A 23,953-nucleotide genomic window follows, 5' to 3' on the forward strand; every position below is an offset into this window, starting at 1 on the left:
ACGTTCGCGCTTTGCTTCGTCTCCAAAGGAGACGGGCAACTCAAGCTCGTTGTTCAGTTTTCAAGGAACCATCTTCGTCGTCCGCTGTTTCAGCGGCGACTTTTATAATATATCACATCTTCCTGCCCCGATGCAAGTGTTTTTTTCGAGGAAATGAATTCCCGCCTGCATCGCCGGACGGATCAGCCATCCGGATGGCCGAAGCCATTTCAGGGGCGGAAACTAATTTATCACATGACCTCCGTTACCGTCAAGCCGTGTCAAACACGTTTGTCGGGGATTCCGCATCCTCTTTTCTATAAAAACAAAAAACCGCCACACAAGGCGGAAAACAAATTGCGTTATGAGCTATGTTTTACCGCGCGGCCGCATACTGCAGTTCCAGCGCGTCCGGATCGTTCGCCACCGGCAGCGCCGCCACTTCGCGGATCAGCCCGCGGGTCACCAGCTTGCGCAGCAGGAGCGACAGGTCGAGCCGGAGCGGCTTCAGTTCCGGCCGGGCCATCAGCTCACCCACGTTCCACGGCTCCTCGCGGCTTTCGATAATGTCGAGCAGCAGGCGGCAGCACGATTTCATTTTGCTCATGACATGGAACTCGCAGGCGAGCAGCACCAGCTGCACCCGCTTCTCGAGCGACTCCATGCTGGTCGTGAGCTCTTCATACAACTTGTAGATGCCGGGGTTGTATTTCTTCATCTGAGCCCAGACCGTCAGTTCCGGATGCACCCCGTCCTCGATCAGCGAAATATGCGCCCAATGGTGCAGCGCGGCGAGCACATTGCTGTTGGCGTCCAGGACATTTCCGTCCTGCAGGTCCTGCTTGGCGTGCAGGAACGTCCGAAGGAACGCGGAAAATTCCGCCGCCAGCTTCTGCCTGCGCAGCTCCTCCGGAAAATCGATCACCCGCTGTTTGACCCGCTCCAGATAACCGTCACGGTCCATCAGTATTTCCCCCCGCACGATCCATGGAATGATGCTGCGGTTCTCGACTCCGGCGATCCATTCGTCCAAGGCGGCGGCCGCAACCGTGCGGATTTGCACCCGCTTGCCTTCCGTGCGGACATGCCGGACGTTCCGTTCACGCTCATCCCGCTCCACGACCGCAAGCAGCAGCAGGTCCAATCCGTCGATCAGCGGGTTGTATCGATACGGGTTGTCAATCAACATGACGCCAATCAGGCCCGGTGCGTCCTGAATCCATTGCAGACATCGCGCCGTATCCATCGGTGAACCGGATCCCCCATCGTTTCTGGCATGATTGCAAAACATCGTATATAATGAAAATCTGCGATATTGTAGTTGTTCGACAGACATTCGGCATTTCCTGCTGCATTTCTGCATGGAACAGGCCAACCGTCAACCGGTAAATGATGGGAGAGAGTCCGATGTTCTTCAAGACCGCGAAAATCAACGAATTCCGCACCTGGGGGCTGCTGCTGACGATGATCGGCATGGGCCTGATGGTCGCAGGCACGGCGGGAATCGTTTTCTGGGGCGTGCAGTCGGGCAAAATCATCGCCGGCATCTTTCTCGTGCTGGGCATGATCGCCCTCATGCTCAGCATGGGCGTCTATTTCTGGGCCGGCATGCTGTCGACGAGCGCCATCATGCTGATCTGTCCGGAATGCGGACGCCAGACGAAAATGCTCGGCCAGACCGACCGCTGCATGTTCTGCCGGACGATCCTCACGCAAGACCCGAACAAGGCGACGGCGTTCCCCGAAGAGGAAGAGGATGGGACAGTGAACGACGCATCGACAGAGACAACGGAAAGCAACCCGAAATAACACGAAAACCCGCGGATGCAGCGGATCTGAGCCGATGCATCCGGCGGGCATTTTGATTACGGACGGGCTTCCAGCGTATCGTGCAGCACTTGCCAGATTTCCGGCTTCTGGAACCCGCGCTGCCAGGTGGCGACGCCGGCGAGCTTGTATTTCCTCGCCAGCTCGGCGCGCGCCTTGATCGATGTCTCGTCTTCGATCCAGATCCGGTGCCGCCCTTCCTCCGTCTCGTATTCCACATAGTTCTGCCCGGTGCTGTTGTCATACGTCGGCTTGAGGCCGCGATCGCGGATCAGCTTCTCGATCGCCTCCATGCCGAGCGCCCGCGAGCTGACCTCGACCGAACCATCCGCCTTCTTCTTCTCCGTCCATACGCGGGTGTACAGCGGAATCCCCATTACCAGCTTCGATGGCGGCACACCGTCTTCCTCGAGGATGCGCTTGATGGACCGCTCGACCCACGGCAGCGACGCGACCGAACCGGCCTTCGGGCTCGACGCCCAATGCTCGTCGTACGTCATGACGATCATGTAGTCGACCACTTTCCCGAGCGCCTTCCGGTCCAGGAAAGCCGACCACATCTCGCTGTTTGACTTCGGCGTGACGTCGATCGAGACGACCAGGCCCTGTTCGTGCGCCAAAGGCACAAACTCGCGGACGAACTGGACGAGATTCTCCTTGTCCTTCGTGTAAACGTTCTCGAAGTCGATATTGATGCCCTGCAGATTGTACGTCTCCGCATAGACAAGCAGCTGACGGATCATTTTAAGTCTTGTCGCGTATGTGGACAGCGCCTCCGTCGTTCGATCGGGGTCGAAGCCGTTGCTCCACAGCGCCCACACCTGATAGCCGCGCTTGTGCGCCCAGGATACATAGGCCGGATCGGCCTTTGAACGAATCGCACCCGAACCGTCTTTCAGTTCGAACCAGGTCGGGCTTACGACGTTGACGCCCGGCATCGGACCGATCTTCGACGGATCGGCCGGCACCTGATAGACCGCTTCCCAGGTCAGATTGATCTTGCGGCCGTTCGCCGGCCAGGGCAGAAAAGGATCTTCCCGCTCAGGCTCGGGAATGATCTCGAAGTCCGCAAGCGTAAAATCCGACTCGGCGGCGTAACCGGCATGCCCGGATGCGGTCTGCACGCGATACCAGCCTTTCTCCTCGCGCCAGATGCGCACATCCCCGCCGGCCGGGACCGTCTCGATGATCGGCGCCTTGATCGTCGGTTCTGAACGAACCGCCGCACCCTGCTCGACGGTTACGGACGCATTTTGGATCCCTTGTCCCGGACGCAGCAGCGTCACGATCCCGGTTTCCTCCGCCACTTCCGCGGTCAGCCCGTACAGGACGGTGACCGGCGCGAGCGGCAGATAGACGACATCCCCTTCAACCTCCGCGGCGATGGTCAGATCGAACGGTTCGCCGTTCATCTCCGCGGTCAGCGCCGCCGTCTTCAGCCGCACGACCTTGTCCGCCGTTGTCATAATGATCGATTCGCTGTCCGCTTCGTACCGGATCGGCACATCTTCACCGAGCACGGCCCGAATCATATCAAGCGGCAGCAGCACATTCGCATCCCGGACGCGCGCTTCGCCGTCCAGCTGCTCCCCGTTGTAAAAGACGGGATGCGCCGCACCGTAATCGGGCACGATCGTGTCGCGGTTCGGCTGCATCCGCTCCCACCAGGCGTATGCCGCGCCCGCCGCAGCCGAAAGCAGAATCAGCATGAACAGCATTCCCAGGATCGGTGCGGTCCGCCTGGTTCTCCGCCGCCGCGGCGCACGCATTCTCGTCAGTTCCACTTCCGGCTTCCCCTCTCTCCCCAATCCCTTGAAAAAACAAATACGTACAGCAGGCCGAAACGCTCAGGCTCCGGTCCCTGTACGTACATTGACGCAGACGCCCGCCCAAAAGTTGAGCAAGCGCGGATATAATTGCCGATCACGATTTACCGGCCTTGTCCGATGCCGCGCAATCCGGGCAAATGCCGTAAATTTCCATACGATGTCCTTCGACGATGAATCCTGTTTCCCGCGCGGCTGCCTTTTCCACTTCCAAAAGCGGCGGATACTCGAAATCGGTGATCCGTCCGCACGATTTGCAAATGCAATGATAATGATCCGACAGATCGGCGTCGAACCGGCTCGAATCGTCGCCGTAGGTCAGTTCGCGGACGAGACCGGCATCGACGAACAACCGGAGATTGTTGTATATCGTCGCAACGCTCATGCTCGGAAACTCCGGCGACAACGCGCGGTAAATCTCGTCAGCCGTCGGATGCGTCATCGAATTCATCAGGTAAGACAGAATCGCGTGGCGCTGCGGCGTCATGCGTACTCCGGTACTTTTCAGTTGTTCCAGCGCATCGCTGACGCTCGTTGCCATTGACGTTCACGCCTTTCTCTTATGCTACATCCATTGTAAAGTTTCAATTTTCAATTTGTCAATTCCGGGGGGACGGTCAATCCTTGCCAGCCTGCGGTCTTGCGCTATTCCATCGAAGCGGCGTGCACCCCGTCCAGTCCGCGGAGCCCGTCGAGCAGTTCCGCTTCGGCCGACCGTTTCAACCGGACGTGCAGATAGACGGCCAGCTGGTTCGGTCCGAGCTTCTCCGGCGCGTCCGCGTCATCCTCGTCCTGGAAACGCATTTTGCGCAGATCGCCCCCGCTTTGTTCAACCGTCTCCCTGAGCTTCTGCATGAGCCCCGGCCGGTCATCGACCCGCACCACGATGAGCCGCTCGGATTTCCGCCGGAACAACTTCCGCTCCAATTTGTTCAGCGCCCACAGCACGAACAGGACGAGCAAGGTGGAGACCGCCGCGGCAAAATAGAACCCCGCCCCGACGCCGAGTCCGATCGCCGCCGTCACCCAGACCGACGCGGCCGTCGTCAGTCCGGTCACGCTGCGTCCCGTCTGCAGGATCGTGCCCGCTCCGAGAAAACCGACGCCCGTGATCACCGCCGCCGCCAGACGGGCCGGGTCGACGCGGACGTTGAGCTCGTTGACGAACAGGGCGAAGCCGTAGATGGACAACAGCATCATCAAGCATGAACCAAGACATACCATTATATGCGTGCGCAGGCCGGCCGCGTGCTGCGACCGCTCCCGCTCCAGCCCGACCAGTCCGCCGAGCACGGCGGCCGACAGCAGACGCAGCAGAATTTGCCATTCACTGATGTACCACGGGTTGTCGACGACTGCGGCGAACGTGTTCACGACATCCCACTCCCGACAAATCAAACGGCTTGCGCAGTCCTGTTCCTGGCGGACGCGTCCGTTTCGCGTTGAAAAATAACGCCCCGATCCGCACAGTTCCGCACGGAAGGGGCGGCTTGACACATGACGGGCTTTACGACTTCAACACTTCCACGAGCAGCTGGTTCACCAGCGCCGGATTCGCCTTGCCCTTCGTCTCCCGCATGACCTGGCCGACAAGGAAGCCGAGCGCCTTCTCCTTGCCGGAGCGGTAATCCTCGACGGACTGCGGGTTGGCGGCGACAACCTTCTCCACGATCTCGCGGATCGCGCCTTCGTCGCTGATCTGCACGAGCCCCTGTTCCTCGACGATCTGCTGCGGAAGTTTGCCGGTCTCGAGCATCGCCTTGAACACCGTCTTGGCGATCTTGCCGCTGATCGTCCCTTTCTCGATCAGGCCGATCATCTCGCCAAGACCTTGTCCCGTCAGCTTCACGTCGTCCAGTTCCAGGTTGTTCGCGTTCAGATAGCCGAGCAGATCGCCCATGATCCAGTTCGCGGCGGCTTTCGCGTCCTTCGTGTAGCGCAGGCTTTCCTCGAACAAGTCGGCCAGCTTCTTCGACGCCGTGATGACGCCGGCATCGTAGGACGAGAGGCCGTACTCGGACATGTAGCGCGCCTTGCGGGCGTCGGGCAGTTCCGGAATCGAAGCGCGGACGCGCGCCTTCCATTCCTCGTCGATGACGATCCGGACCAGGTCCGGATCGGGGAAGTAGCGGTAGTCATGCGCCTCCTCTTTTCCGCGCATCGGCAGCGTCTTGCCCTGCGACTCGTCCCAGCGGCGCGTCTCCTGCACGACTTCGCCGCCGCTGTCGAGAATGTCGGCCTGACGCCATTCCTCGTACTCGAGACCGCGCTGCACGCTGCGGAACGAGTTCATGTTCTTCAGCTCGGCGCGCACGCCGAACTTCTCCTGACCCCACGGGCGCAGCGAAATGTTCGCGTCGCAGCGGAGGGAACCTTCCTCCATCTTCACGTCCGACACTTCGCAATAGAGCATGATCGCCCTGAGCTTCTCCAGATAGGCGCGCGCTTCCTCGGGCGAGCGGATGTCCGGCTCGGAGACGATCTCGATGAGCGGCGTGCCGACGCGGTTCAGGTCGACCAGCGAAGCATAGCCGCCTTCGACGTGAGTCAGCTTGCCGGCGTCCTCCTCGAGATGGACGCGCGTAATGCCGATCCGCTTCGTCTGGCCGTTCACTTCGATGTCGATCCACCCGTTCTTGCCGATCGGCTGGTCGTATTGCGAGATCTGGTACGCCTTCGGCAGGTCGGGGTAGAAATAGTTCTTCCGGTCAAACTTCGTCACGTCCGCAATCTCGCAATTGAGCGCCATCGCCGCCTTCATCGCGTACTCGACCGCCTGGCGGTTCACCACCGGCAGCACGCCCGGATGGCCGAGGCAGATCGGGCACGTGTGCGTATTCGGCGGAGCGCCGAAGGACGTGGAGCAGCCGCAGAAAATTTTCGTCTTCGTATGGAGCTCCACGTGCACTTCCAGGCCGATGACCGTTTCATATCTCGTCGTCGTTGTCATCGATCACGCACCTCCCACGGCCGCCGGACGCAGTTTGTGATGCTCCGTCGCCTGCTCGTATGCGTAAGCCGCGCGCAGCACCGTCGTCTCGTCGAACGCCTTGCCGATGATCTGCATGCCGACCGGCAGGCCGTCTGCCAGGCCGCACGGCACGCTGATCGCCGGCAGGCCGGCCAAGTTGACCGGAATCGTGCAGATGTCGTTCAAATACATGGTAAGCGGGTCATGGATCTGCTCGCCGATCTTGAACGCCGTCGTCGGCGCCGTCGGGCCGATGATGACGTCGAACTTCTCGAATACCTGGTCGAAGTCCTGCTTGATCAGCGTGCGGACCTTCTGCGCCTTCAGATAGTAGGCGTCATAATAACCGGAGCTGAGCGCGTACGTGCCCAGCATGATGCGGCGCTTCACTTCCGCGCCGAATCCCTGGCTGCGCGATTTGACGTACAGGTCGATCAGGTTGTCCGGGTTTTCGGCGCGCACGCCGTACCGGACGCCGTCGAAGCGCGCCAGGTTGGACGACGCCTCCGACGAAGCGAGCAAATAGTAAGCCGCGACCGCGTATTCCGTATGCGGCAGCGACACTTCTTCCCATGTCGCGCCGAGCGACTCGAACACTTTCAGCGCCGCCAGCACCGCATCCTTCACCTGCGGCGCGATGCCTTCGCCGAGGTACTCCTTCGGCACGCCGATGCGGAGGCCCCGCACGTCGCCGGTGAGCGCCGCGGTGTAGTCCGGCACCTCGACGTCGGCCGACGTCGAATCCATCGGATCATGGCCGGCGATCGCCTGCAGCACGTAGACCGCGTCCTCGACGTTCTTCGTGATCGGGCCGATCTGGTCCAGCGAAGACGCGAAGGCGACGAGGCCGAAGCGCGAGACGCGCCCGTACGTCGGTTTCAGGCCGACGACGCCGCAGTAGGCGGCCGGCTGCCGGATCGAACCGCCCGTGTCGGAACCGAGGGCGAAGTAAACCTGCCGCGCCGCCACGGCCGCCGCAGATCCGCCGCTCGATCCGCCCGGAACCCGCTCCGGATCCCAGGGGTTGCGCGTCGGTCCCATCGCCGAGTTCTCGTTCGAACCGCCCATCGCGAATTCGTCCATGTTCAGCTTGCCGATCGTGACGGATTGCGCCGCGCGCAGCTTGTCCATCACGGTGGCGTTGTAGATCGGGATGTAATTGCTCAGGAAACGGCTGGCGCACGTCGTCTTCAGCCCGTCCGTCACAATGTTGTCCTTGATGCCGGCCGGCAGGCCGAAGAGCAGCCCGCGTTCTCCGCCTTCTTTCAGCTGCTTGTCCAGTTCGGCCGCCTGCGCCCGCGCGCCTTCTTCGTCCAGCGTAATGAACGCCTGCACGACGGGCTCGGTCTCCTTGATCCGGCTGAGCGAAGCCTCGACCAGATCGGAGACCGCAAGCTCCCCGCCGCTCAAGCGGTCGTGCAGTTCCTGCAATCGCAGATCCAATACGGACAACGGTCGTTCCTCCTCTTCCTATTCCAATACCGCCGGGACGCGGAATTGTCCGTCCTCTTCGTCCGGCGCGTTCAGCATGACTTTCTCGATCGGCCAGGACGGCCGCGGTTCATCGTCCCGCATCACGTTCGCGACGGGCAGGACGTGGCTCGTCGGCGGCACGTTTTCCGTATCCAGCTCGTTCAGCTTCTGCGCATAGTCCAGAATCGCGCCGAGCTGCTCCGCGTACTTCGCCTTCTCTTCCTCCGTCAGTTCGAGCCGCGCCAGCTTCGCCACGTGCTCGACATCCTGGATCGAAATGCTCATCGCTGCTTCCATTGCCTCCTTCGATTCCGATCAATTCCTTCCATTATATCGCACCGCTTGTCCGCGCTCAATCAGGGGAGGCTGCGAAGCGTGCGGCTTCCGCCCCCGCTTCTGCAAGGACTCCGGCGCGCTGCGGCGCCTCTTCGGTCAGACGCCCCGCCACTGCCCGCCGTCGACGACGATGGCCTGGCCCGTCATGTAGCTGTTCGCCGGCGAAGCGAGGAACGCCGCGTAGCGTGCGAATTCTTCCGGATCCCCCGAGCGCCCGAGCGGAATCGACGATTCCGAGCGCCGGCGCACTTCCTCCACCGGGATGCCTTCCCGTTCGGCGGATGCCCGGTCCAGACCCAAGATGCGGTCCGTCTCGAAACGGCCGGGACAGAGTGTATTCACGAGAATGCCCGCCGGAGCAAGCTCATTCGCGAGCGTCTTCACGAGACCGTGCAGGCCGGCCCGCAGCGTGTTGCTGAGCACGAGCCCCGGAATCGGCTGCTTGATCGCCACCGATGAAATGTTGACGATCCGGCCGCCCCCGATACGCTGCATATGCGGCACCGTCTCGCGGATGAGCCGGATAACGCTCATCAGGTTGAGCTGCACCGCCGCTTCCCAATGTTCATCCGTCATATCCATGAAAGCGCCGGACGGCGGTCCGCCCGCGTTGCAGATGAGCGCGTCGATCCGCCCGAACCGCCGCGCCGCCGCGTCCACCAGCGCCTTGATGTCGCCGGGCTGCGACACGTCCGCCCGCATGGCAAGCACATCGCGTCCCGATGCCTTGCGGATCTCATCCGCCGTCCGCATAAGCTCCGCCTCATCGCGGGCGCAGATCGCGACATCCGCGCCTTCCAGCGCCAGCCGCATGGCGCACGCCTTGCCGAGCCCGCGGCTCGCCGCGGTCACGATCGCCGCCTTGCCCGTCCATCCCAGATCCATGTCGGTCCGTACCCTCCATCCGCAGAAGTTGTCCTTGGAAATTATACCTTTACGTCTCCGCGAATGAAAGACCGGCACCAAGAAGTTGACGCCGGCAAGCGCCGGCGTCCGTTGTGCATCAGATCCATGCCTTCAGATTCACTTGACGGATGAAGTCTTCCCGGCTCTGCACTTCCTTGCCGGTTCCTTCCCGGGATTCGGTCTCGCCGCCGTTCATGATCCGGCGGAACAGCTCTTCGTTGTGCGTCGCAAGCGCGTAATCGATGAGCGCCTCTCGCTCCACCCGCTCGGCTTCCCGTTTCAGCAGCACTTCTTCCGGCTCGATGTCGCCCGCCGGAACGAACACGTTCTTGTTCACTTTGGGCAGGCGGACGACGTAATCGAACGCATTGTCCGCATTCCGGTCATACGCGATGATATATCCATATTCGCCAATCGGCAGATTTTGCTCAAAATGATCCGCGACGACTATGACCCGTTGGCCAAGCTTGTACATCGTTCACCGCCCCTCTCGCTGCGCATTGCGGCATGCCACCGCCTTCGCGTCATCCGGCTGCCGCTCCCTATAAATCTATCCTACTCAAAAACAGACCGGTATGCAAATCCCGGGAAAAGAAACCCTTGCTCCAATTCTATGCGGATATCCCGGATATGAGCACGGCGTCTGACCGGGCGCCCGTCTGCCGCCCGCCATGCCGGATAATCCGCCATTTCCGCGCACCCCGCTTACGGCAGCCGGATCAGACGTTCGGGCGTGAGGGTAAGTGCGAGCGGCGGGCCTTCGGATTGCACGGCGTAACTGTTCTCGATGCCGACGACGCCGCGGCCGGGAAACGTAAACTTCGGTTCCACCGCGATCACCATACCGGGTTCGAGCGGCATGTCGAAACCGCGGGCGAGCACCGGCCACTCGTCCACCTCCAGCCCGATGCCGTGGCCGAGGAACCGGACCCGGTCGGCGCCGAAGCCCATGAAATGGTCGGCCAGCCCGGCCTCATCCGCCATGCGGATCGCTTCATCATACAGCCGCTCCGCCGGCGTGCCCGGCACCAGCAGCTCTTCCGCGCGCCGGATGATCCGGACGGAAGTCTCGTACGCCTGAAGCAGGTCGTCCGGCAGTTCGCCGATCACCGCGGTGCGCGTCTGGTCGATGATGTACCCGTCGATGCAGCAGCCGATGTCGATCAGAATCGGCTCGTTGCGCCCGATCGGACGCCGGCTGACGCTCTGCGCCGCCGCCGGACCGAGCCCGCGGCCGCCTGCCGGCCCGTCGAACGCAGATGGTTCCGCCGCCGCTTCCCCGGAGCCGACCATGCCGGTCAGCACCTCCAGATTGTAGGCGCGCATCCGCATCGTCCCGATATGGCCGCGCTTGCGAACGGCGTGTTCGTACGCCGCCATCCACTCCAGCTCGGTGACGCCTTCGCGCAGCAGCGGCAGCGCCTCGTCCAGCGCTTCGGCGGCGGCTCGCGCAGCAGCCTGGATCCGCCCGATTTCATGCGGAGACTTCACCATGCGCAGTCGGCGCATCATGGCCGACCCGTCGGCCAGCTCCGCTCCCGCTCCGCGCAGCAGCTCGGCCAGCCGCAGGTAGAGCTGTGCGGGCAGCGCATCCAGCGGCGTCAGAACGGTCCTTCGTTCTCCGCTCCCGGTCAGCCGCGGAAAGTCGGCGGCCAGCTCCGCGCCGAACGCCTTGAACGAGCCGAGCGGCTTCGTCCTGACGCGCGACTCCCGTTCCGCCCTCGCCACACTTCGGCGGACGTAAAGCGTCGGTTCGCCCTCGTCGGGCACGAACAGATAACCGGCCTGCATCGTGCCGGTCAAATAGTAGAGATCCGTATTCTGCGAGACGAGCATGCCGGCATAGCCGCCTGCCTTGAGCTGCTCTTGCAGTCTGGCGATCCGCTTCTCCGTCTCTCCCGCCGGCAGCGCATGTTCCATCCTGTGGCCTCCCCGCACCTTTCTCTCATGATTATATTCACCCACAGCGACGGGATTGTCAAAGCCGTCCCGCTTCTCCTGAGCGAGGGGGATAGGGTGAAAAAGAACGCAAAAAACCGGGGACATCCGCGATTCCCCGGGATCTTCAATGAAGCGGCACCAGCTCCGCCGCCCCTTTCACATACCACTCGACCGGCCCCATGACGTTGAATCCGCGCGGATACCGGACCCGCGCGATGAGGATGACGCCGGGCCGCTTCAGCGTCACCTCGTAATTGTACGTTTCGTTGCGGTACGTGTACGGAAAGACGGTATCCGCGTTCACGACGCGCAGCACGGCGATCTCGACCGGATCGCGCAGCATCGCGCCCGGCAACGGCTTGAGCGAAGCGTCCAGCCGCATGTTCACCCGCAAATACTGCAGTGCGGCCGATGCCGCCGCCGCTTCATCGATGCGCAAGATGCCTGCCGCGAGCGCGTCCTGATCCAGCTGCTGCGCCCCCGCATGGGCGGCACGGTTCACCGCCCGCTTCGCTTCGAACAGGGTGCGGACCGCCATCTCCCCGTCGATCTGCAGCGCCAGCAGCATCATCCACACCGCCGTCATCAGCGACAGCAGCAGCAGTTTGTGCATTCCGGCCTTAATTCCCCCCTTTCGGTCTGTAACGTGTCAGGCGCCGGTTCCACATCCCCCCGTTCCGGATTTCATCCGACGGCACCGGCTGGCCGCTGCCGGGCGCGTCATGTATGCAATCGGCCGCCGGACCGAAAGCCGGTTCGGCGAGCCGCCTGCATCCGCTCTGTCTCAAGGCACATATTCGCTCATTTTCATGCCTGTGGCGCTGATCAGCGCCTGTTCGTCCGGCGGCGCAATGCCGATCATCCGGTCGATCTCGAACAACCGCTCGTAAGGGTAACGGATCGTCAGCACAATGCCGGTGCCCCGCCTGACCGGAGTCTGCGGATTCGTCGCATCCTCGCCCGACGTCGCGGCCACCTCGTAAATCAGCTTCCCAGGCTCAAGCCCGTAGGCCGCAAGCCGGTTCCGGGATGCGGCGATCATCGCGCCGTCGATAAAGCCGTGCGATCCGTTCGCGCCGATCTCCAGCAAATAGTCGACCTCCTGCTGCAGCACCGCCTGCCGGACGATGAACACATGCTTGTAAACCGGCGCGAACATCATCCAGCAGAGCAGGGCGGCGAACAGCACGAACACGAGAACCGAGCGCATCCGCCTGCGTCTCCGCTTACGGGTTCAAGGCGCCGATCCGGGTGTTCGCGTTGTTGCCATGAATCTCGATCTGCCTTTTCGTGCCGCCGTTCGGATCCGCGATGATCGTGTTGAACATCAGCACCACCACAATGAGAAGCATGACCGTCATCAGAATGTTGCGCATTCCCGCATCTCCTTCCCGAGAAAATGTGAATTCTCGCTACTGCAAAGATTGAAACAATTGCTGACTTTCCTGCACCCACGGGTAGATGAAGATCTGGAACATGTACAGAATCGGCACGCCCGCCAGCACGAACAGCACGTAGGACGCCGCTTCCTTGCGGCCCTCGCGGCTAAGCTCGATCTTCGCCTTGTAATCGGCGATCCGCTCGCGGAGCAGCGCGTAGAACGCGTCGTCTTCGCGCAGGCGCAGCGCCTCGATTGTCTCCGCGAAGCTGGCCGCTTCGGCCGTGCCGACGCGGCGCTTGAAGCGCGCGATCGCTTCCCCCGCGTCGTGGTACCATTCCGCCAGCATGCGCCGCAGATCGGAGCGGATGACCGACGTGTAGGGCAGGCAGCGCGTCAGCTTCACGTGCAGGTGCAGCGCGGCTCCCGCGAAATAGAGCAGCTGATTGCTGACGGCCAGAATCTCCCGCATGATGAGCTCGGAGCGCGCCTTGCGCACCGATTCGAGCAGCGGCTTGTCGCACAGCGCGCAGGCCGCGAGCGCGGCCCCCGCCGCCTGCAGCCACAGAATGCGGTCCGGCGGCAGCGGCATGTACGTGGGGAAGGCCGCTCCGCAGATAAGCGCGGCTGATCCGAAGAGGATCGCAACCCGCCGGGCGAACATGTACCAGGCCGGGTCATACGCGAAGCCGCATCCCGCAAGCAGCGTTTCGCGCGTCAGGAAGCTCTGGCTGCCGCGGCGAATGCCCGCCGCCCGCAGCAGCCATTTCGGCGCAGGCTGCGGTCCGTCATCTTCAAACTGCAGATGCGTCCAGCGCGGACGGCGCCGGATCCACGCCTGCAGCAGGGCCGAGACGGACAGCGCGCACAACCCGAACTGGGCGACCAGCAGCAGCAAGGTCAAGCCGCGCACGATCGAGGGATCGGCCAGCACCGTCAATCCCCCCTTTCACAATTTGCGGCGCGACAGCCAGATGCCCATCAGGAACGAGGCGAAGATCAGGGCCGCCGCGTTCAGCAGCATGTCGCGTCCGTGCGGATCCAGCACGTAATACCGGTAAGCGCCTTCCGGGTTGTAGCGGACATTGATGCTGATGAACAGGGCAAGGAACAGGATCGGCGAGAAGTTGGCCAGCCGGATCTCAAGCAGCCGGTTGCGCTCCTGCTGATCCGCCCGCGCCGCCCGCCGCATGTCGGCGATCAGCTCCTTCAGGTTTTCCGCGATCGGTGCGCCGTCCGTCAGCGCGACCCGGAGCATGTTCGCGAAATAGTCCGCCCAGACGTGGCCCACGGCCGACGAGAAGACCCGCAGGCTCGCTTCGTCATCGCCTTTGACCGACAGGTTGATGTACAGCTGCTCGAACACCGGCAGCAGCGGACCGGTGAGCCGCCGTTCCTCGACGATGCGGCCGAGCGCGATCCGCACCTGGCGCCCGCCGGTTGACAGGTAGCTCTGGTAGAACAGCTCCAACGCCGGCAGAAAGTCGATCCGGCTCTGCATCTGCCGATGCATCAGCGTCATCCGGATAATGATATACGGCAGGCCTCCGAGCAGCATGGCCGCAATGGCCGCCCCTTTCACGGTCTGGATGACAAGCGCCCCCGCCGCTCCGCCCGCCGCGGCGAGCAGCGCGGACAGTCCGAGGAACGCCGCCGGACCGATGCCGGCGCGCGCGCTCTCCAGCAGGAGGGAGAGCCGCGCATGCGGTCCGGATACATAAGCGGCCATGCGGCGCTCCGCGCGCTCGATAAGTCCCGCCCGGCGGCGATGGCTGAGCCTCGCGGCGGTCCCTGAGCGGGATACCGCGGCGGCCAGCCAGCCGCGGATCGCGGTGAACATCAGCAGGAACAGCGCGCCCGTCGCCGCGGCCAGCATCGCGTCCAGGCTCAGCATGGCGCATCAGGGGCGATCGTCCAATCGTCCCGCTCCGGATCATAGACCGCCCAGTCGCGCACATGCGGGCCGTCCGGCCGCCATTCATACCGCCCGATGCGGACGATCCGCCGCTTGCCGCCGACGATGCGCATCTCGATGCCGACATCCGTCACCTGCCGGGTGATGCGGCGGACGAGCCGGTTGTCGTCCACCGCGCGCCCGTCGAGCATGCACATGTCGGCGATCGCCTCCGGCACGTCCTCCAGCGCGTTCGCGTGGACCGTCGTCATGCTGCCCCGATGGCCGCGCGTGCACGCCCGGACATACATGTTCGCGTCTTCGTCGCGGATCTCGGCATGGACGATGCGCTGCGGCGACTGGCGCAGCGCCAGCTTGAACGCCTGGGCGGAATCGTGCATCGGATCCTCCTCGTCGGCTTCGTACTCGATCACGTTTTTGTCCGGGAACGTCTTCCGCAGCATCAGCTCGAACCGACCTTCAATCGTCACGATCCGCTCCTCGTCGGGCAGTTCGGCGATCAGCGCCTTGATCAGATGCGTCTTGCCGGAGTTCGTCGGGCCGATGATGACGAGGTTCAGGCGCCGCTCCAGCACGTTCCGCAGCAGCCGCATCACCGCTTCGTTCATCGTGCCGTACTCCGGTCTGCACAGCTCGTCCAGCCGGTAGTGCCGCACCGTGTAGAACCGGATCGTCAGCGTCGGCTCGGCGGTATAGCCGAAGCCGGTCATCGTCACCCGCGACCCGTCGCTGAGGTTCACCTCCGCCCATCGCTTGCGCGGGCTGATCCGGTCGTTGTTGAACAGGACCAGGTTCTGCTGGATCCGCTCCACGTCCTTGACCGACTGGAACCGGTGAACCGATGGCACGGGCCTGCCGGATCGCACCTCGTAGATGCGCGTGCCGACCACCTGGATTTCCTCGAGTCCGTCCCTTGCCGCCAGAATCAGCTCCAGCACGTTCAGCCCGATCACTTCGGCGAAGATTGCTTCGGCAAGGTTCCCGTAAGGATGATGATAGCCCGGAAGCCGGTGAATCCGCTTGCGAAGCAGCCGCTCCTGGATGACGGCGAGCAGCTCGGCCCGCTCCTGCGGGAAGCCGAGAACGGCGCGGTTGAGCCGCTCGCCGTAGGATTGCCGCTGCTCCTCCGTCATCCCCTGCGGCGCCGTCAGATAGGCCCGCATCTCCTCGACCAGCCTGCGGAAGGCCGCCTCCCCTTCCGCGTCGTACGGGACGTCGGCCATCCCCGCATCATCCGGAACGGCCAGCCGCAATTTCGCCGCATAGTCGGTCGGCGAAAATTTCACCCGATCCGCGCCGCTCATCAGCTGACACCATTCCTGTGGGCGAGCAGCCGGCGGTACCAGGGCTGCTGCGCGACGCTGCGCCCGAACCGCACGCCGTGACGGTTCATCAGTTGCCGGGCCGCATCGTCCATCGCTTTCCGGCCCGAGTCGTCCGTGAGCAGCCAGTCCATCAGCGCGCCGTTGTCGAGCGCCGCCAGCAGCGGCTCCGTCAGGTTGAGCCGCCCGATGACGCGGAGTCCGGTTTCTTTCTGCACGTCTTTCATTGAGAACCCCCCATTTCTCCATGGCGGTGAAATGATGACCGTGTCGCAGACTCCCGGCTCGAAGCCGAACAGCGACTGGGCAGGTCCGAACCAGCGGCGTCCGTCCTCCTGGAAATGCGACAGCGCTGTCGTCGTGGCGACGATCCGGCTGTCCGCCGCCAGCATCGCGGCGACGGTGGCGGCGTTGTCCCAGTAGGCGCTCACGTCGGCGATCGTCAGACTGAACGCCTCCCGCGCGGCATCGAGCAGATGTCCGATTTCCTCCGGCGCGTAGAACTCCGCCTGGTCCCGCAGCAGATTGCCGAAGAAGACGAACAGATTGGGCATGCCGGACGGGCGGAAAGCCGCCGCCTTGAGCCGCTCCGGCGACAAGGTGGCCGCCTTCAGTTCGGGGCGCATCCGGTCGAGGGACAACGCCGGACGTTCGACGCGGATGTAGCGGTGCAGCTTGGAACTTTTCAGATTGAGGCAGAGATAGCCGACCGGCTGTCTGCTGTTCTCCGCAATTCGGCAAGCGGCAGAGAAGGCGCTGATCGTCGTGCCGATGTTCGGCGTCGTGCCGGTGAAGGTAACGAGCGTTCCCCGGTTCACGAGACCTCCACCTCCGCCTCCGCCTTGCCGGCATCGGCCGCCGCGCTCTCATGCGAATCCGGCACATAGGCGATGACCAGTTTCGCTTCGCCGCTCCGGCACAGATTGTCGATGCGCAGCCACTGCTCCTCGGTCAGATTCAGGTTGACGGCATCGATCACGCCGTTCGCGTCCCGCCGTGACAGGTAGAGTTGCTCGTAGTCGCCGCTGGCGCGGGATACGAGGCCGGTATGCTGCGGGTCGTCGATCTCCAGGTTCGCCGACGTCTTCACGGCGGCCACCGTCACCGGTTCCGGGAACAGCCGGCCGGATTCGATCCCTTCACCCGACGCGTAAACAAGCGCCTTGTCCCCCGCGCGCAGCCCGTTCGACACCGAAAGAATATAGGATTTCGGGATCTGGAACGTGGACTCGCCCCGCCGCGGCAGCAGCCGGAAACGGTCCAGCTTCCAGTCGAGCACGGGCTCGTCCCGGCCGAGCGGGACCGCCGTCTCCATGCCGGTGACCGCGTGCAGGTCGGTCACCATGCCCGGCATGAAGGACGCCTTCGTGATCGTCTTCAGCCCGAGCGCATCGGCCGACAGCCGCTCGCCCGCGGGTATGAACCGGACCGGCACGACGACCTGCACCGTCTCCTGCAGCTCGATCTGCCTGAGCTGCAGCTCATGGATGCAATAGATCAGCACGCCGGCGAGCACCGCCGCGGCCGCGCTGATCGCCAGGTTCCGTCTTCTGTTCATCGCGTCTCCTTTCCGCCTGCAACAAAAAAAGAACGCTGCACAAGGGACTCTCCCTCTGCATGCGTTCTTCGCATGTCACAGACCATATGGCATTTACGTTGATTCCTATATTAGCAAAATATAACTGCCCTGTCTATATCATGGAGAAAAATTTTATTTGATGACCCTGCACGCTCCCATGGGGCTGCGCTAATCGCTTGCCACTGTGCGGCCGAGCGTATGGTCCGCATCTTCTTCCGCATAGAACGCTTCGGAGGCGATCATCAGGTTGATGCCCGCCATTTCCAGGTAACCGCGCTGAAGAGACTCCATGGTGTGGCGCCCGTTCCGCCCGCGCAGCCACTCCGCGACGGCCCGGCGGACGATCTCGCCCCGGCTCCGCCGCTCCCGCCTGGCGACGGCATCCATATCGCTCAGCAATGTTCCCGGCAGATGGATCGTTATCCGTTTCATTCTGCGCTGTTTTGACAATCGTGACGCACCTCCGCTGCTCTCCGTCCCGCATGGCCTTCACCGGTCATGCGGTTCAAACCTCACCCAAGTACAATTCGCCTCTTTCCCCGTAAATCCTCTCTCCCGCGCCGCATTTTCATCCGGTAATTCGCTCCAAAGCATGCCATATATTTCCTTTCAACAGCACAAAAAAAGAACCGATCGGCTCGGCTCGATGATCCATATGAATCCGCCTGGCGAACATCCATCGGTCCAGCCGCGCACTAGAAATCGATCAGACCGACACTGATGGAGAGCGATTCGTCGACTTTCTTCATCGTCTCGTCGTCCAGATGCGTGATTTTGTCCGTAAGACGCTGCTTGTCGATCGTGCGGATCTGCTCGAGCAGCACGACCGAATCCCGGTCGAAGCCGTGCGCTTCCGCGCTGAGCTCGACATGGGTGGGCAGCTTCGCTTTCTGAATCTTCGCCGTAATCGCCGCGACAATCACCGTCGGGCTGAACCGGTTGCCGATGTCGTTCTGGATGATCAGCACGGGGCGTACGCCGCCCTGCTCTGATCCGACCACCGGCGACAAATCTGCGAAAAACACATCCCCGCGTTTTACGATCAAACCTTTACACCCCGCTTACGAGACGGCCGAGCGTGTCGTCGGCATCATCCTCCGCCTGGAATGCTTCAGCGGCCATGTGCAGGTTGATGTTCGCCATCTCGAGATATCCCCGCTGCATGGAATCACGGATTTGACGCTTCTTCCGTTCGGTAAGATAGAGCTTCATCGCCTGGCGGATGAATTCGCTGCGGTTCGACTTCTCTCGCGCCACGATCCCGTCCACTTCCCGAAGCAACTGATCCGGCAGACTGATCATGATCCGTTTCGTGTTCCGCAGATCGGCCAAATCCGTCGCACCTCCAAAACATTTCCAATCCAGCCTCTTACCAGTATGCCGTTGCCCTGGTTCGATTATACACCCATATCTATGATCGCGAAAACGCGGAAATGACGGGGACACGGCGTCATCCGGCAAGTCCGTTCCGCACTTCCACCGGCTTGCCGCCGCGGATATAGACCCGGGGCACCCGGGCGGCGAGCATGCAGACGATTTCGTAATTGATCGTACCGAGCAGCGACGCGATTTCGTCGGCCGTGATGACCTCATCGCCCTGCCGTCCGATGAGAACGACTTCTTCCCCGGCCTCCACCGGGCTGCCGAACCCTTCCGCCCGATCCGCCGGTCCCAGCGCGATCATGCATTGATCCATGCAGATCGTGCCGAGCACGGGCACGCGGACGCCGCGCACCAGCGCCTCCGCCTTGCCGGTCAGCATCCGGCTGTACCCGTCCGCGTAGCCGATCGGCAGCGTGCCGATCCGTTCTTCGCCGCGCGTCACATAGCGCGTGCCGTAGCTGATGCCCCACCCGGGCGGCGCGGTCTTCGTCATCACGATTTCGGTCTTCAGCGTCAGGACCGGCTCCAGCTCGATCCGCGTTTTCCCGACTTCCGCGGACGGATAGAGGCCGTACATGCCGATGCCGAGCCGCAGCATGCCGCCCGTCCATTCCGGCGTGTCGATGCCCGCCGCGCTGTTGCCGAGATGAATGAGCGGGATGTCGAGTCCGCGGCGGCGCACGGCTTCCGTCACGGCGGCGAACCGCTCGTGCTGCAGGCGGGTGTAGGATTTGTCCGCTTCATCCGCGCGTGCGAAGTGGGTGAACAGCCCTTCCACTTCGACGCCCGGCGTGCGCATGGCCCGCTCGACGAACCGGACCGCATCCTCCGGCAGCACCCCGAGCCGGCCCATGCCGGTGTCCACCTTGACGTGCACGCGCAGCGGACGCGTGCCGGGCCGCGCCGCCGCTTCCAGCGCGTCTTCGCGGAACATGGCGACCGAGATGTCCAGTTCGCGGGCGACGGAGAATCCCTCGGGCGGCACATACCCAAGCACGAGAATCGGCGCCTCGATCCCTTCGCGGCGGAGCTGCACCGCCTCGTCGAGAAACGCGACGCCGAGCATGTCCGCGCCTGCCGAGACCGACTCCCGCGCAATCTCGACGGCACCGTGGCCGTAGGCGTTCGCCTTCACGGAAGCCAGCAGCTTCGTTCCGGGCGCAAGCGCCCGCCGGAACGCCGCGATGTTCCGATTGAGCGCATCCAGCGAAATTTCCGCGCGGGTCGGTCGATAATATGCATCCATCCGGGTTTCACCTTCGTTTTCCGTTCTCCTGAACCATGCAATTATCGTATATGGTTCAATCCCGGACTGTCAAACGGGCGGCGGTGCTTCCAGTTGAGAATCATGCTGCTGTCGGTTTGTTTGAATTCAAAAAACAGGTCCCCTGCCAGATTGCAAGCGTGTCTTTGGTCAGCCGCGCCACATGCTCCGGAACCATCCGATCGAAGACATCCCCAAAAGAAATGGGAACCTGGCACCAGGTTCCCGATTTGTCATTTTTCCATTTCTTCCAGCACGGACCTTGCGATCTTCACCATCTCGCAGCGCGAATCAGAAGATCCCGAATGCGTCTCCGGCGTTTATTCACCGCCCGAAACGCGGATAACTTCACCATCAATATTGCCGTTAGCCCGGGATCCAAGGAAAACAACGAGATTGGCGATATCGTCCGGGACGCTGTGCTTCCGGGTCGGAACTTTCATCCGTTCCCGTTCCAGCATTTCTTTGGGGAATTTCTCCATCGCCTTCTCGGTCAACGTGAAGCCATGACGACATTGACATAGATCCCTTCAGGGCCCAGTTCCTTGGCCAGCGTTGCCGTGAGGCCGTGGATTCCCGCCTTGGCTGCCGTATAAGATGCGCGTCCGGGCATCCCGTCCTCCGCCAGACCGGAAGAGATGTTGACGATTCGTCCCCAGCCCGACTTCCGGATATAGGGCAGCGCTTGTTGAATGGTGAAGTAATAACCTTCCAGATTGGCCCGGATTTCCTGACGCCAACTCTCGGGAGGGACATCTTCGAAGGCAAGTTGACGGGGTTCCGGCCAACGGACAGCGTTGTTCACCAGCACATGAATCGAGCCCCATTTGCCGGCGACCGCTTGCACGGCCTGTTCCATCGAATGATCGTCGTTCAAATCATAACGAATCGACATCGCTTCGCCGCCGAGTCTTTCGATCTCGCGCACGACCCTGTCCGCCCCGCTAGCATCGCCGCGATACGTGGGCGCGACCTTCGCGCCTTCCGCGCCGAATTTTCTCGCCACGGCCGCTCCGATTCCGGAGGAGCCTCCTGTTACAAAGGCGACCATGCCTTTCAATCCCAAATCCACGCAAAGCTCTCCTTATCTAAAATGAGCTGGCAAGTTATATGTTTAGCCGAACTTAAATTTAGTCAGGCTAAACAATAGAAGACAAAAAAACGACTACTTCTCCTCTTCAAGCGAACTTTCGCTTTTCTTGAGCAGCATCAGCAGGATCGCCGCCTCCTCGGACGACAGGTTTTTCCGGACAAGCCGCTCGACTTCGCGGAGAATTTCCGCGCAGACGTTTTCGATCGACCTGCCTGTTTCGGTCAGAAAAATGCGGTTCACCCGCGCGTCATCCGCATCCTGCTTCCGTTCCACCCATCCTCCCGCGGCGAGCATATCCAGAACTTTCGTCAAGGAAGCCGGCCGAATGCACAGTCTCTCGTGAAGTTCCTTCTGCGTCTGGCCATCGCCGTGACTCCACAACAGCGACAGCACTTCGACTTGCGCCGTGGTCAAGCCGTATTGTGCGAGCCTGTCGTTAAAGAGATGTCCCGTCCTTTGATACATCTTCTTGATCCAAAAACTGATGCTTCCTTCCAAAGTCATCTCCATATCAATTAGCCACCCTAAATATATCGTACACCAAAATCCAGGCATTGTCTATAAGTTTCCATTCCGATAAAAAAAAGGAACCTGAGATCAGCTCCCTGACATCAGGTTCCTTCGATTCCGTTCATTTCTCCATTTCTTCCAGCACGGACCTTGCGATCTTCACCATCTCGTCCTCGGGCAGCTCGGCCGACGTCAGCCGGTATTCATATCCCTGGTACGTCCAGGTGAGCGTCTGCTGCACGTCGCCCGCGAGCAGCCCCCACGTATGGCCGAGATCGAGCATGACGCCCGGGACAAGCGCAGCGTCCACATCCTTCGGCTTCGTCTGGAACAGCGTGTAATTGTAGGTGCCGGTGAAGCGCATCAGCACGCCTTTGCTGCCGTCGGCTTGCGTGATGTCGGTGATGTCCTTGAGCGCGACGCCCTCGGGATAATAGGAAGGCTCCATCGGAACAAAATCGTCCGCCGCTTCGCCGCCTGCCGCCGCTTCATCCGGAACGGTGCCGGCATCGGTCTCGTCCGTCGCCGAATCATCCGGGCTGTCGCCGGGCTCCGCTTCATCCGTTGCCGATTCGTCCGGGTTGTCGCCGGGTTCCGCATCGTCCGTCGCCGATTTGTCGGGATTGTCGCCGGTATTCGCATCGTCCGTTGCCGTCTTGTCCTGATCGCCGTGGCTGTCGCGGGCCCCTTGTTCCTCCTGACCGGGAGCATCCGCCGATTTGTCCTGCTCTTCCTGCTGCTGAGCGGCTCCGAGATTCGCTTCCATATCGAACGCTTTGTCGTCGAACGCAACGTCGAATCTGAACTGGTCGAACGTGACTTCGACCATCACGTTCGCGTTCGCGTCGCTCACTTCCACCCGCTGCGGCGCGTACGTTTTCTGGTCGAGCCATATTTTCTGCCGAGCCAGAGATCCGTTCTGGTAGTTCGCCATGACGTCAAACACATACGATTCCTTGTCGATCGCGAACTGTCGGGAATTGTCGAGCAGAATGCTCTGCACCAGCGTCTGATACAGGTAAACCTGCCCCTGGTTCTGCGGCCAGTCGCTCTGGAAGCGGAAGCTCTTCTTCAGCTTCGGAGTCAGCACGAACACGCCTTCGTCGTTGCGCAGGACGATCTGGGTGATGTCCTTGGCGGCGTTGGTCAGCGCGACCCTGTAATAGGAAGGTTTCTTGTACCAGACTTCCACCTGGTACTGGAGCGGCTGCTGCCCGGTATGAAGCGTCATCGTCCCTTTGCCCTGATAGCTCTTCAAGCCGCCGAGCACGCCGTCCAGGTCTTTCACAACCGACTCGGCGCTTTTGGCTCCGCATCCCGCAAGGATGAGGGTGACGCACAGGACGACGGCTGCCGCCCACTTCATGCGACGCATTGGATCATCCCCTCTACACAGTGGTTTTCCGACTGATAACATGTCTATGAGGGGACTTGACCGATTATGCGGACAGGATTGACGAGCCGGGGCCTGGTTGAAGGGTGGAATGTCCGCGAGCGAGGGCATATACATGCAACGAGTGGTCGCCGGTGTGCACGCCGGAGACTGCGCTAAACGCTTTTTCAATGACATACTTGCAAACACGCGGCAAACCGCGATACGGCAAATTGTTCGCCCCTTGAAGCAAACGTTCGTTTGGATTCAAGGGCATGGGAAAAGGGAACCCCGAACGAGTTCCCTTGGATATCCTTTGGGAATAAGTTAGAAATTTTCATTTCATTCGAAACGCACCTTTGTATGAAAACAGCTCTAAAGCCACATCCATTTTTAGGATAAATACGTTATACCTGAATCCGTGATCATTCGACGAATAAATACAAGGAGAAAGCAGAGAAGCAAGCGTTTCGGCTTGAGCTTTCAGCAAATCGGATGGCTCCCAGACATCCTGTTTCAGATCGTCTTGAATCAGCAGCAGCATCCAGACGGAGTGGACGGCGGCATATTCGTAATAGGAGCGGATAAAGCCGGGCGGTTCTTCCCAACCAAGACTGCGCCTTGATGCGATGTAGGCGTTCAGCGCGGATTGTCTCAACGCATCGCTCGTTTGTCTGCAAAAGACAGGATGGGTCAAATCGAACAGATTGTACAGGTCCCAAAACGGCGAATTTCGATGGGCGTGTTCCCAGTCCAAAATGACAATTTCGCCGCCGGAAACGGCAATGTTGCCGCGATGGAAATCGCCGTGCGAGACGACCGTTTCGGAATAAACCATCTGTTTCGCTCCAAAAATGATCTGTCGCAGCGGGCTTATC

At 61.6% G+C, this 23,953-nt stretch carries 27 protein-coding genes; 1 reads left to right on the plus strand and 26 read right to left on the minus strand.

Features of this window, described 5'->3' with window-relative positions:
* Nucleotides 1-355 precede the first annotated feature (355 nt).
* On the minus strand, nt 356-1,225 hold the full coding sequence (locus C6W55_RS17050; RefSeq protein ID WP_286894009.1) for a nucleotidyltransferase-like protein: 870 nt from the start codon (nt 1,223-1,225) through the stop codon (nt 356-358).
* Nucleotides 1,226-1,386: 161 nt separating this feature from the next.
* Here C6W55_RS17050 and C6W55_RS17055 point away from each other — a divergent pair, with 161 nt between their 5' ends.
* Nucleotides 1,387-1,788 carry a YgzB family protein gene (locus C6W55_RS17055; protein ID WP_286894010.1) on the plus strand — a complete coding sequence of 134 codons (402 nt, stop codon included), beginning with the start codon at nt 1,387-1,389 and terminating at the stop codon, nt 1,786-1,788.
* Between the two features lie 56 nt (nt 1,789-1,844).
* Here C6W55_RS17055 and C6W55_RS17060 read toward each other — a convergent pair whose 3' ends face one another.
* The 25 genes from C6W55_RS17060 to C6W55_RS17180 all read right to left on the minus strand — a co-directional run bounded on the left by C6W55_RS17060 (nt 1,845) and on the right by C6W55_RS17180 (nt 23,913).
* A complete protein-coding gene (locus tag C6W55_RS17060; protein WP_353682054.1) occupies nt 1,845-3,515 on the minus strand; it encodes a glycosyl hydrolase family 18 protein in 1,671 nt (556 codons plus the stop codon).
* A gap of 214 nt (nt 3,516-3,729) precedes the next feature.
* Nucleotides 3,730-4,173: a Fur family transcriptional regulator gene (locus C6W55_RS17065; RefSeq protein WP_015255719.1), complete on the minus strand. Its 444-nt coding sequence runs from the start codon at nt 4,171-4,173 to the stop codon at nt 3,730-3,732.
* A gap of 104 nt (nt 4,174-4,277) precedes the next feature.
* On the minus strand, nt 4,278-5,006 hold the full coding sequence (locus C6W55_RS17070) for an MgtC/SapB family protein (RefSeq protein WP_213483174.1): 729 nt from the start codon (nt 5,004-5,006) through the stop codon (nt 4,278-4,280).
* A 133-nt stretch (nt 5,007-5,139) separates the two neighbouring features.
* Nucleotides 5,140-6,582: an Asp-tRNA(Asn)/Glu-tRNA(Gln) amidotransferase subunit GatB gene (gatB, locus tag C6W55_RS17075; protein WP_015255721.1), complete on the minus strand. Its 1,443-nt coding sequence runs from the start codon at nt 6,580-6,582 to the stop codon at nt 5,140-5,142.
* 3 nt (nt 6,583-6,585) lie between these two features.
* A complete protein-coding gene (gene gatA / locus C6W55_RS17080) occupies nt 6,586-8,055 on the minus strand; it encodes an Asp-tRNA(Asn)/Glu-tRNA(Gln) amidotransferase subunit GatA (RefSeq protein WP_015255722.1) in 1,470 nt (489 codons plus the stop codon).
* Between the two features lie 18 nt (nt 8,056-8,073).
* Entirely contained in the window at nt 8,074-8,361 is a 288-nt protein-coding gene (gatC, locus tag C6W55_RS17085; protein ID WP_015255723.1) for an Asp-tRNA(Asn)/Glu-tRNA(Gln) amidotransferase subunit GatC, read from the minus strand.
* Nucleotides 8,362-8,508: 147 nt separating this feature from the next.
* Nucleotides 8,509-9,297 (minus strand): SDR family oxidoreductase, encoded by a 789-nt coding sequence (locus C6W55_RS17090; protein WP_015255724.1) that lies wholly within the window; start codon nt 9,295-9,297, stop codon nt 8,509-8,511.
* A 118-nt stretch (nt 9,298-9,415) separates the two neighbouring features.
* On the minus strand, nt 9,416-9,793 hold the full coding sequence (locus C6W55_RS17095) for a hypothetical protein (RefSeq protein ID WP_015255725.1): 378 nt from the start codon (nt 9,791-9,793) through the stop codon (nt 9,416-9,418).
* 230 nt (nt 9,794-10,023) lie between these two features.
* Entirely contained in the window at nt 10,024-11,238 is a 1,215-nt protein-coding gene (locus C6W55_RS17100) for a M24 family metallopeptidase (protein ID WP_286894015.1), read from the minus strand.
* Between the two features lie 145 nt (nt 11,239-11,383).
* Nucleotides 11,384-11,872 carry a hypothetical protein gene (locus C6W55_RS17105; protein ID WP_286894017.1) on the minus strand — a complete coding sequence of 163 codons (489 nt, stop codon included), beginning with the start codon at nt 11,870-11,872 and terminating at the stop codon, nt 11,384-11,386.
* Nucleotides 11,873-12,043: 171 nt separating this feature from the next.
* On the minus strand, nt 12,044-12,469 hold the full coding sequence (locus tag C6W55_RS17110) for a hypothetical protein (protein ID WP_286894018.1): 426 nt from the start codon (nt 12,467-12,469) through the stop codon (nt 12,044-12,046).
* Between the two features lie 16 nt (nt 12,470-12,485).
* Nucleotides 12,486-12,635 carry a hypothetical protein gene (locus tag C6W55_RS17115; RefSeq protein ID WP_286894019.1) on the minus strand — a complete coding sequence of 50 codons (150 nt, stop codon included), beginning with the start codon at nt 12,633-12,635 and terminating at the stop codon, nt 12,486-12,488.
* A 36-nt stretch (nt 12,636-12,671) separates the two neighbouring features.
* Complete coding sequence (locus C6W55_RS17120; protein ID WP_286894021.1) at nt 12,672-13,571, minus strand: hypothetical protein; 900 nt, start codon at nt 13,569-13,571, stop codon at nt 12,672-12,674.
* Nucleotides 13,572-13,586: 15 nt separating this feature from the next.
* On the minus strand, nt 13,587-14,531 hold the full coding sequence (locus C6W55_RS17125; RefSeq protein ID WP_286894023.1) for a hypothetical protein: 945 nt from the start codon (nt 14,529-14,531) through the stop codon (nt 13,587-13,589).
* The gene (locus C6W55_RS17130; RefSeq protein WP_286894024.1) at nt 14,525-15,856 is read right to left on the minus strand and encodes an ATPase, T2SS/T4P/T4SS family; all 1,332 of its coding nucleotides are present in this window, start codon (nt 15,854-15,856) and stop codon (nt 14,525-14,527) included. Before C6W55_RS17130 ends, C6W55_RS17125 begins: the two co-directional genes overlap by 7 nt.
* A complete protein-coding gene (locus C6W55_RS17135) occupies nt 15,856-16,692 on the minus strand; it encodes a hypothetical protein (protein ID WP_286894026.1) in 837 nt (278 codons plus the stop codon). Before C6W55_RS17135 ends, C6W55_RS17130 begins: the two co-directional genes overlap by 1 nt.
* Nucleotides 16,689-17,432, minus strand: coding sequence for an SAF domain-containing protein (locus tag C6W55_RS17140; protein ID WP_286894027.1), 744 nt, complete (start codon nt 17,430-17,432; stop codon nt 16,689-16,691). Before C6W55_RS17140 ends, C6W55_RS17135 begins: the two co-directional genes overlap by 4 nt.
* Nucleotides 17,433-17,621: 189 nt before the next feature.
* Nucleotides 17,622-17,903: a ribbon-helix-helix protein, CopG family gene (locus C6W55_RS17145; protein WP_483316371.1), complete on the minus strand. Its 282-nt coding sequence runs from the start codon at nt 17,901-17,903 to the stop codon at nt 17,622-17,624.
* Between the two features lie 245 nt (nt 17,904-18,148).
* Nucleotides 18,149-18,499 (minus strand): type II toxin-antitoxin system PemK/MazF family toxin, encoded by a 351-nt coding sequence (locus tag C6W55_RS17150; protein ID WP_015255736.1) that lies wholly within the window; start codon nt 18,497-18,499, stop codon nt 18,149-18,151.
* Nucleotides 18,500-18,503: 4 nt separating this feature from the next.
* Complete coding sequence (locus tag C6W55_RS17155; protein WP_015255737.1) at nt 18,504-18,785, minus strand: CopG family ribbon-helix-helix protein; 282 nt, start codon at nt 18,783-18,785, stop codon at nt 18,504-18,506.
* Nucleotides 18,786-18,903: 118 nt separating this feature from the next.
* Nucleotides 18,904-20,082 carry an alanine racemase gene (gene alr / locus C6W55_RS17160; protein WP_286894029.1) on the minus strand — a complete coding sequence of 393 codons (1,179 nt, stop codon included), beginning with the start codon at nt 20,080-20,082 and terminating at the stop codon, nt 18,904-18,906.
* Between the two features lie 511 nt (nt 20,083-20,593).
* On the minus strand, nt 20,594-21,172 hold the full coding sequence (locus C6W55_RS17165; RefSeq protein ID WP_286894031.1) for an SDR family NAD(P)-dependent oxidoreductase: 579 nt from the start codon (nt 21,170-21,172) through the stop codon (nt 20,594-20,596).
* Nucleotides 21,173-21,265: 93 nt separating this feature from the next.
* Nucleotides 21,266-21,748, minus strand: a complete 483-nt coding sequence (locus C6W55_RS17170; protein ID WP_483316372.1) for a MarR family winged helix-turn-helix transcriptional regulator — start codon at nt 21,746-21,748, stop codon at nt 21,266-21,268.
* A 76-nt stretch (nt 21,749-21,824) separates the two neighbouring features.
* Nucleotides 21,825-23,078, minus strand: a complete 1,254-nt coding sequence (locus C6W55_RS17175; protein WP_286894034.1) for a DUF4367 domain-containing protein — start codon at nt 23,076-23,078, stop codon at nt 21,825-21,827.
* A gap of 334 nt (nt 23,079-23,412) precedes the next feature.
* Nucleotides 23,413-23,913 carry a phosphotransferase family protein gene (locus C6W55_RS17180; RefSeq protein ID WP_286894035.1) on the minus strand — a complete coding sequence of 167 codons (501 nt, stop codon included), beginning with the start codon at nt 23,911-23,913 and terminating at the stop codon, nt 23,413-23,415.
* Nucleotides 23,914-23,953: the final 40 nt, after the last annotated feature.

This window comes from Thermobacillus sp., from assembly GCF_003390775.1.
GTDB classification, from domain to species: Bacteria; Bacillota; Bacilli; order Paenibacillales; family Paenibacillaceae; genus Thermobacillus; species Thermobacillus xylanilyticus.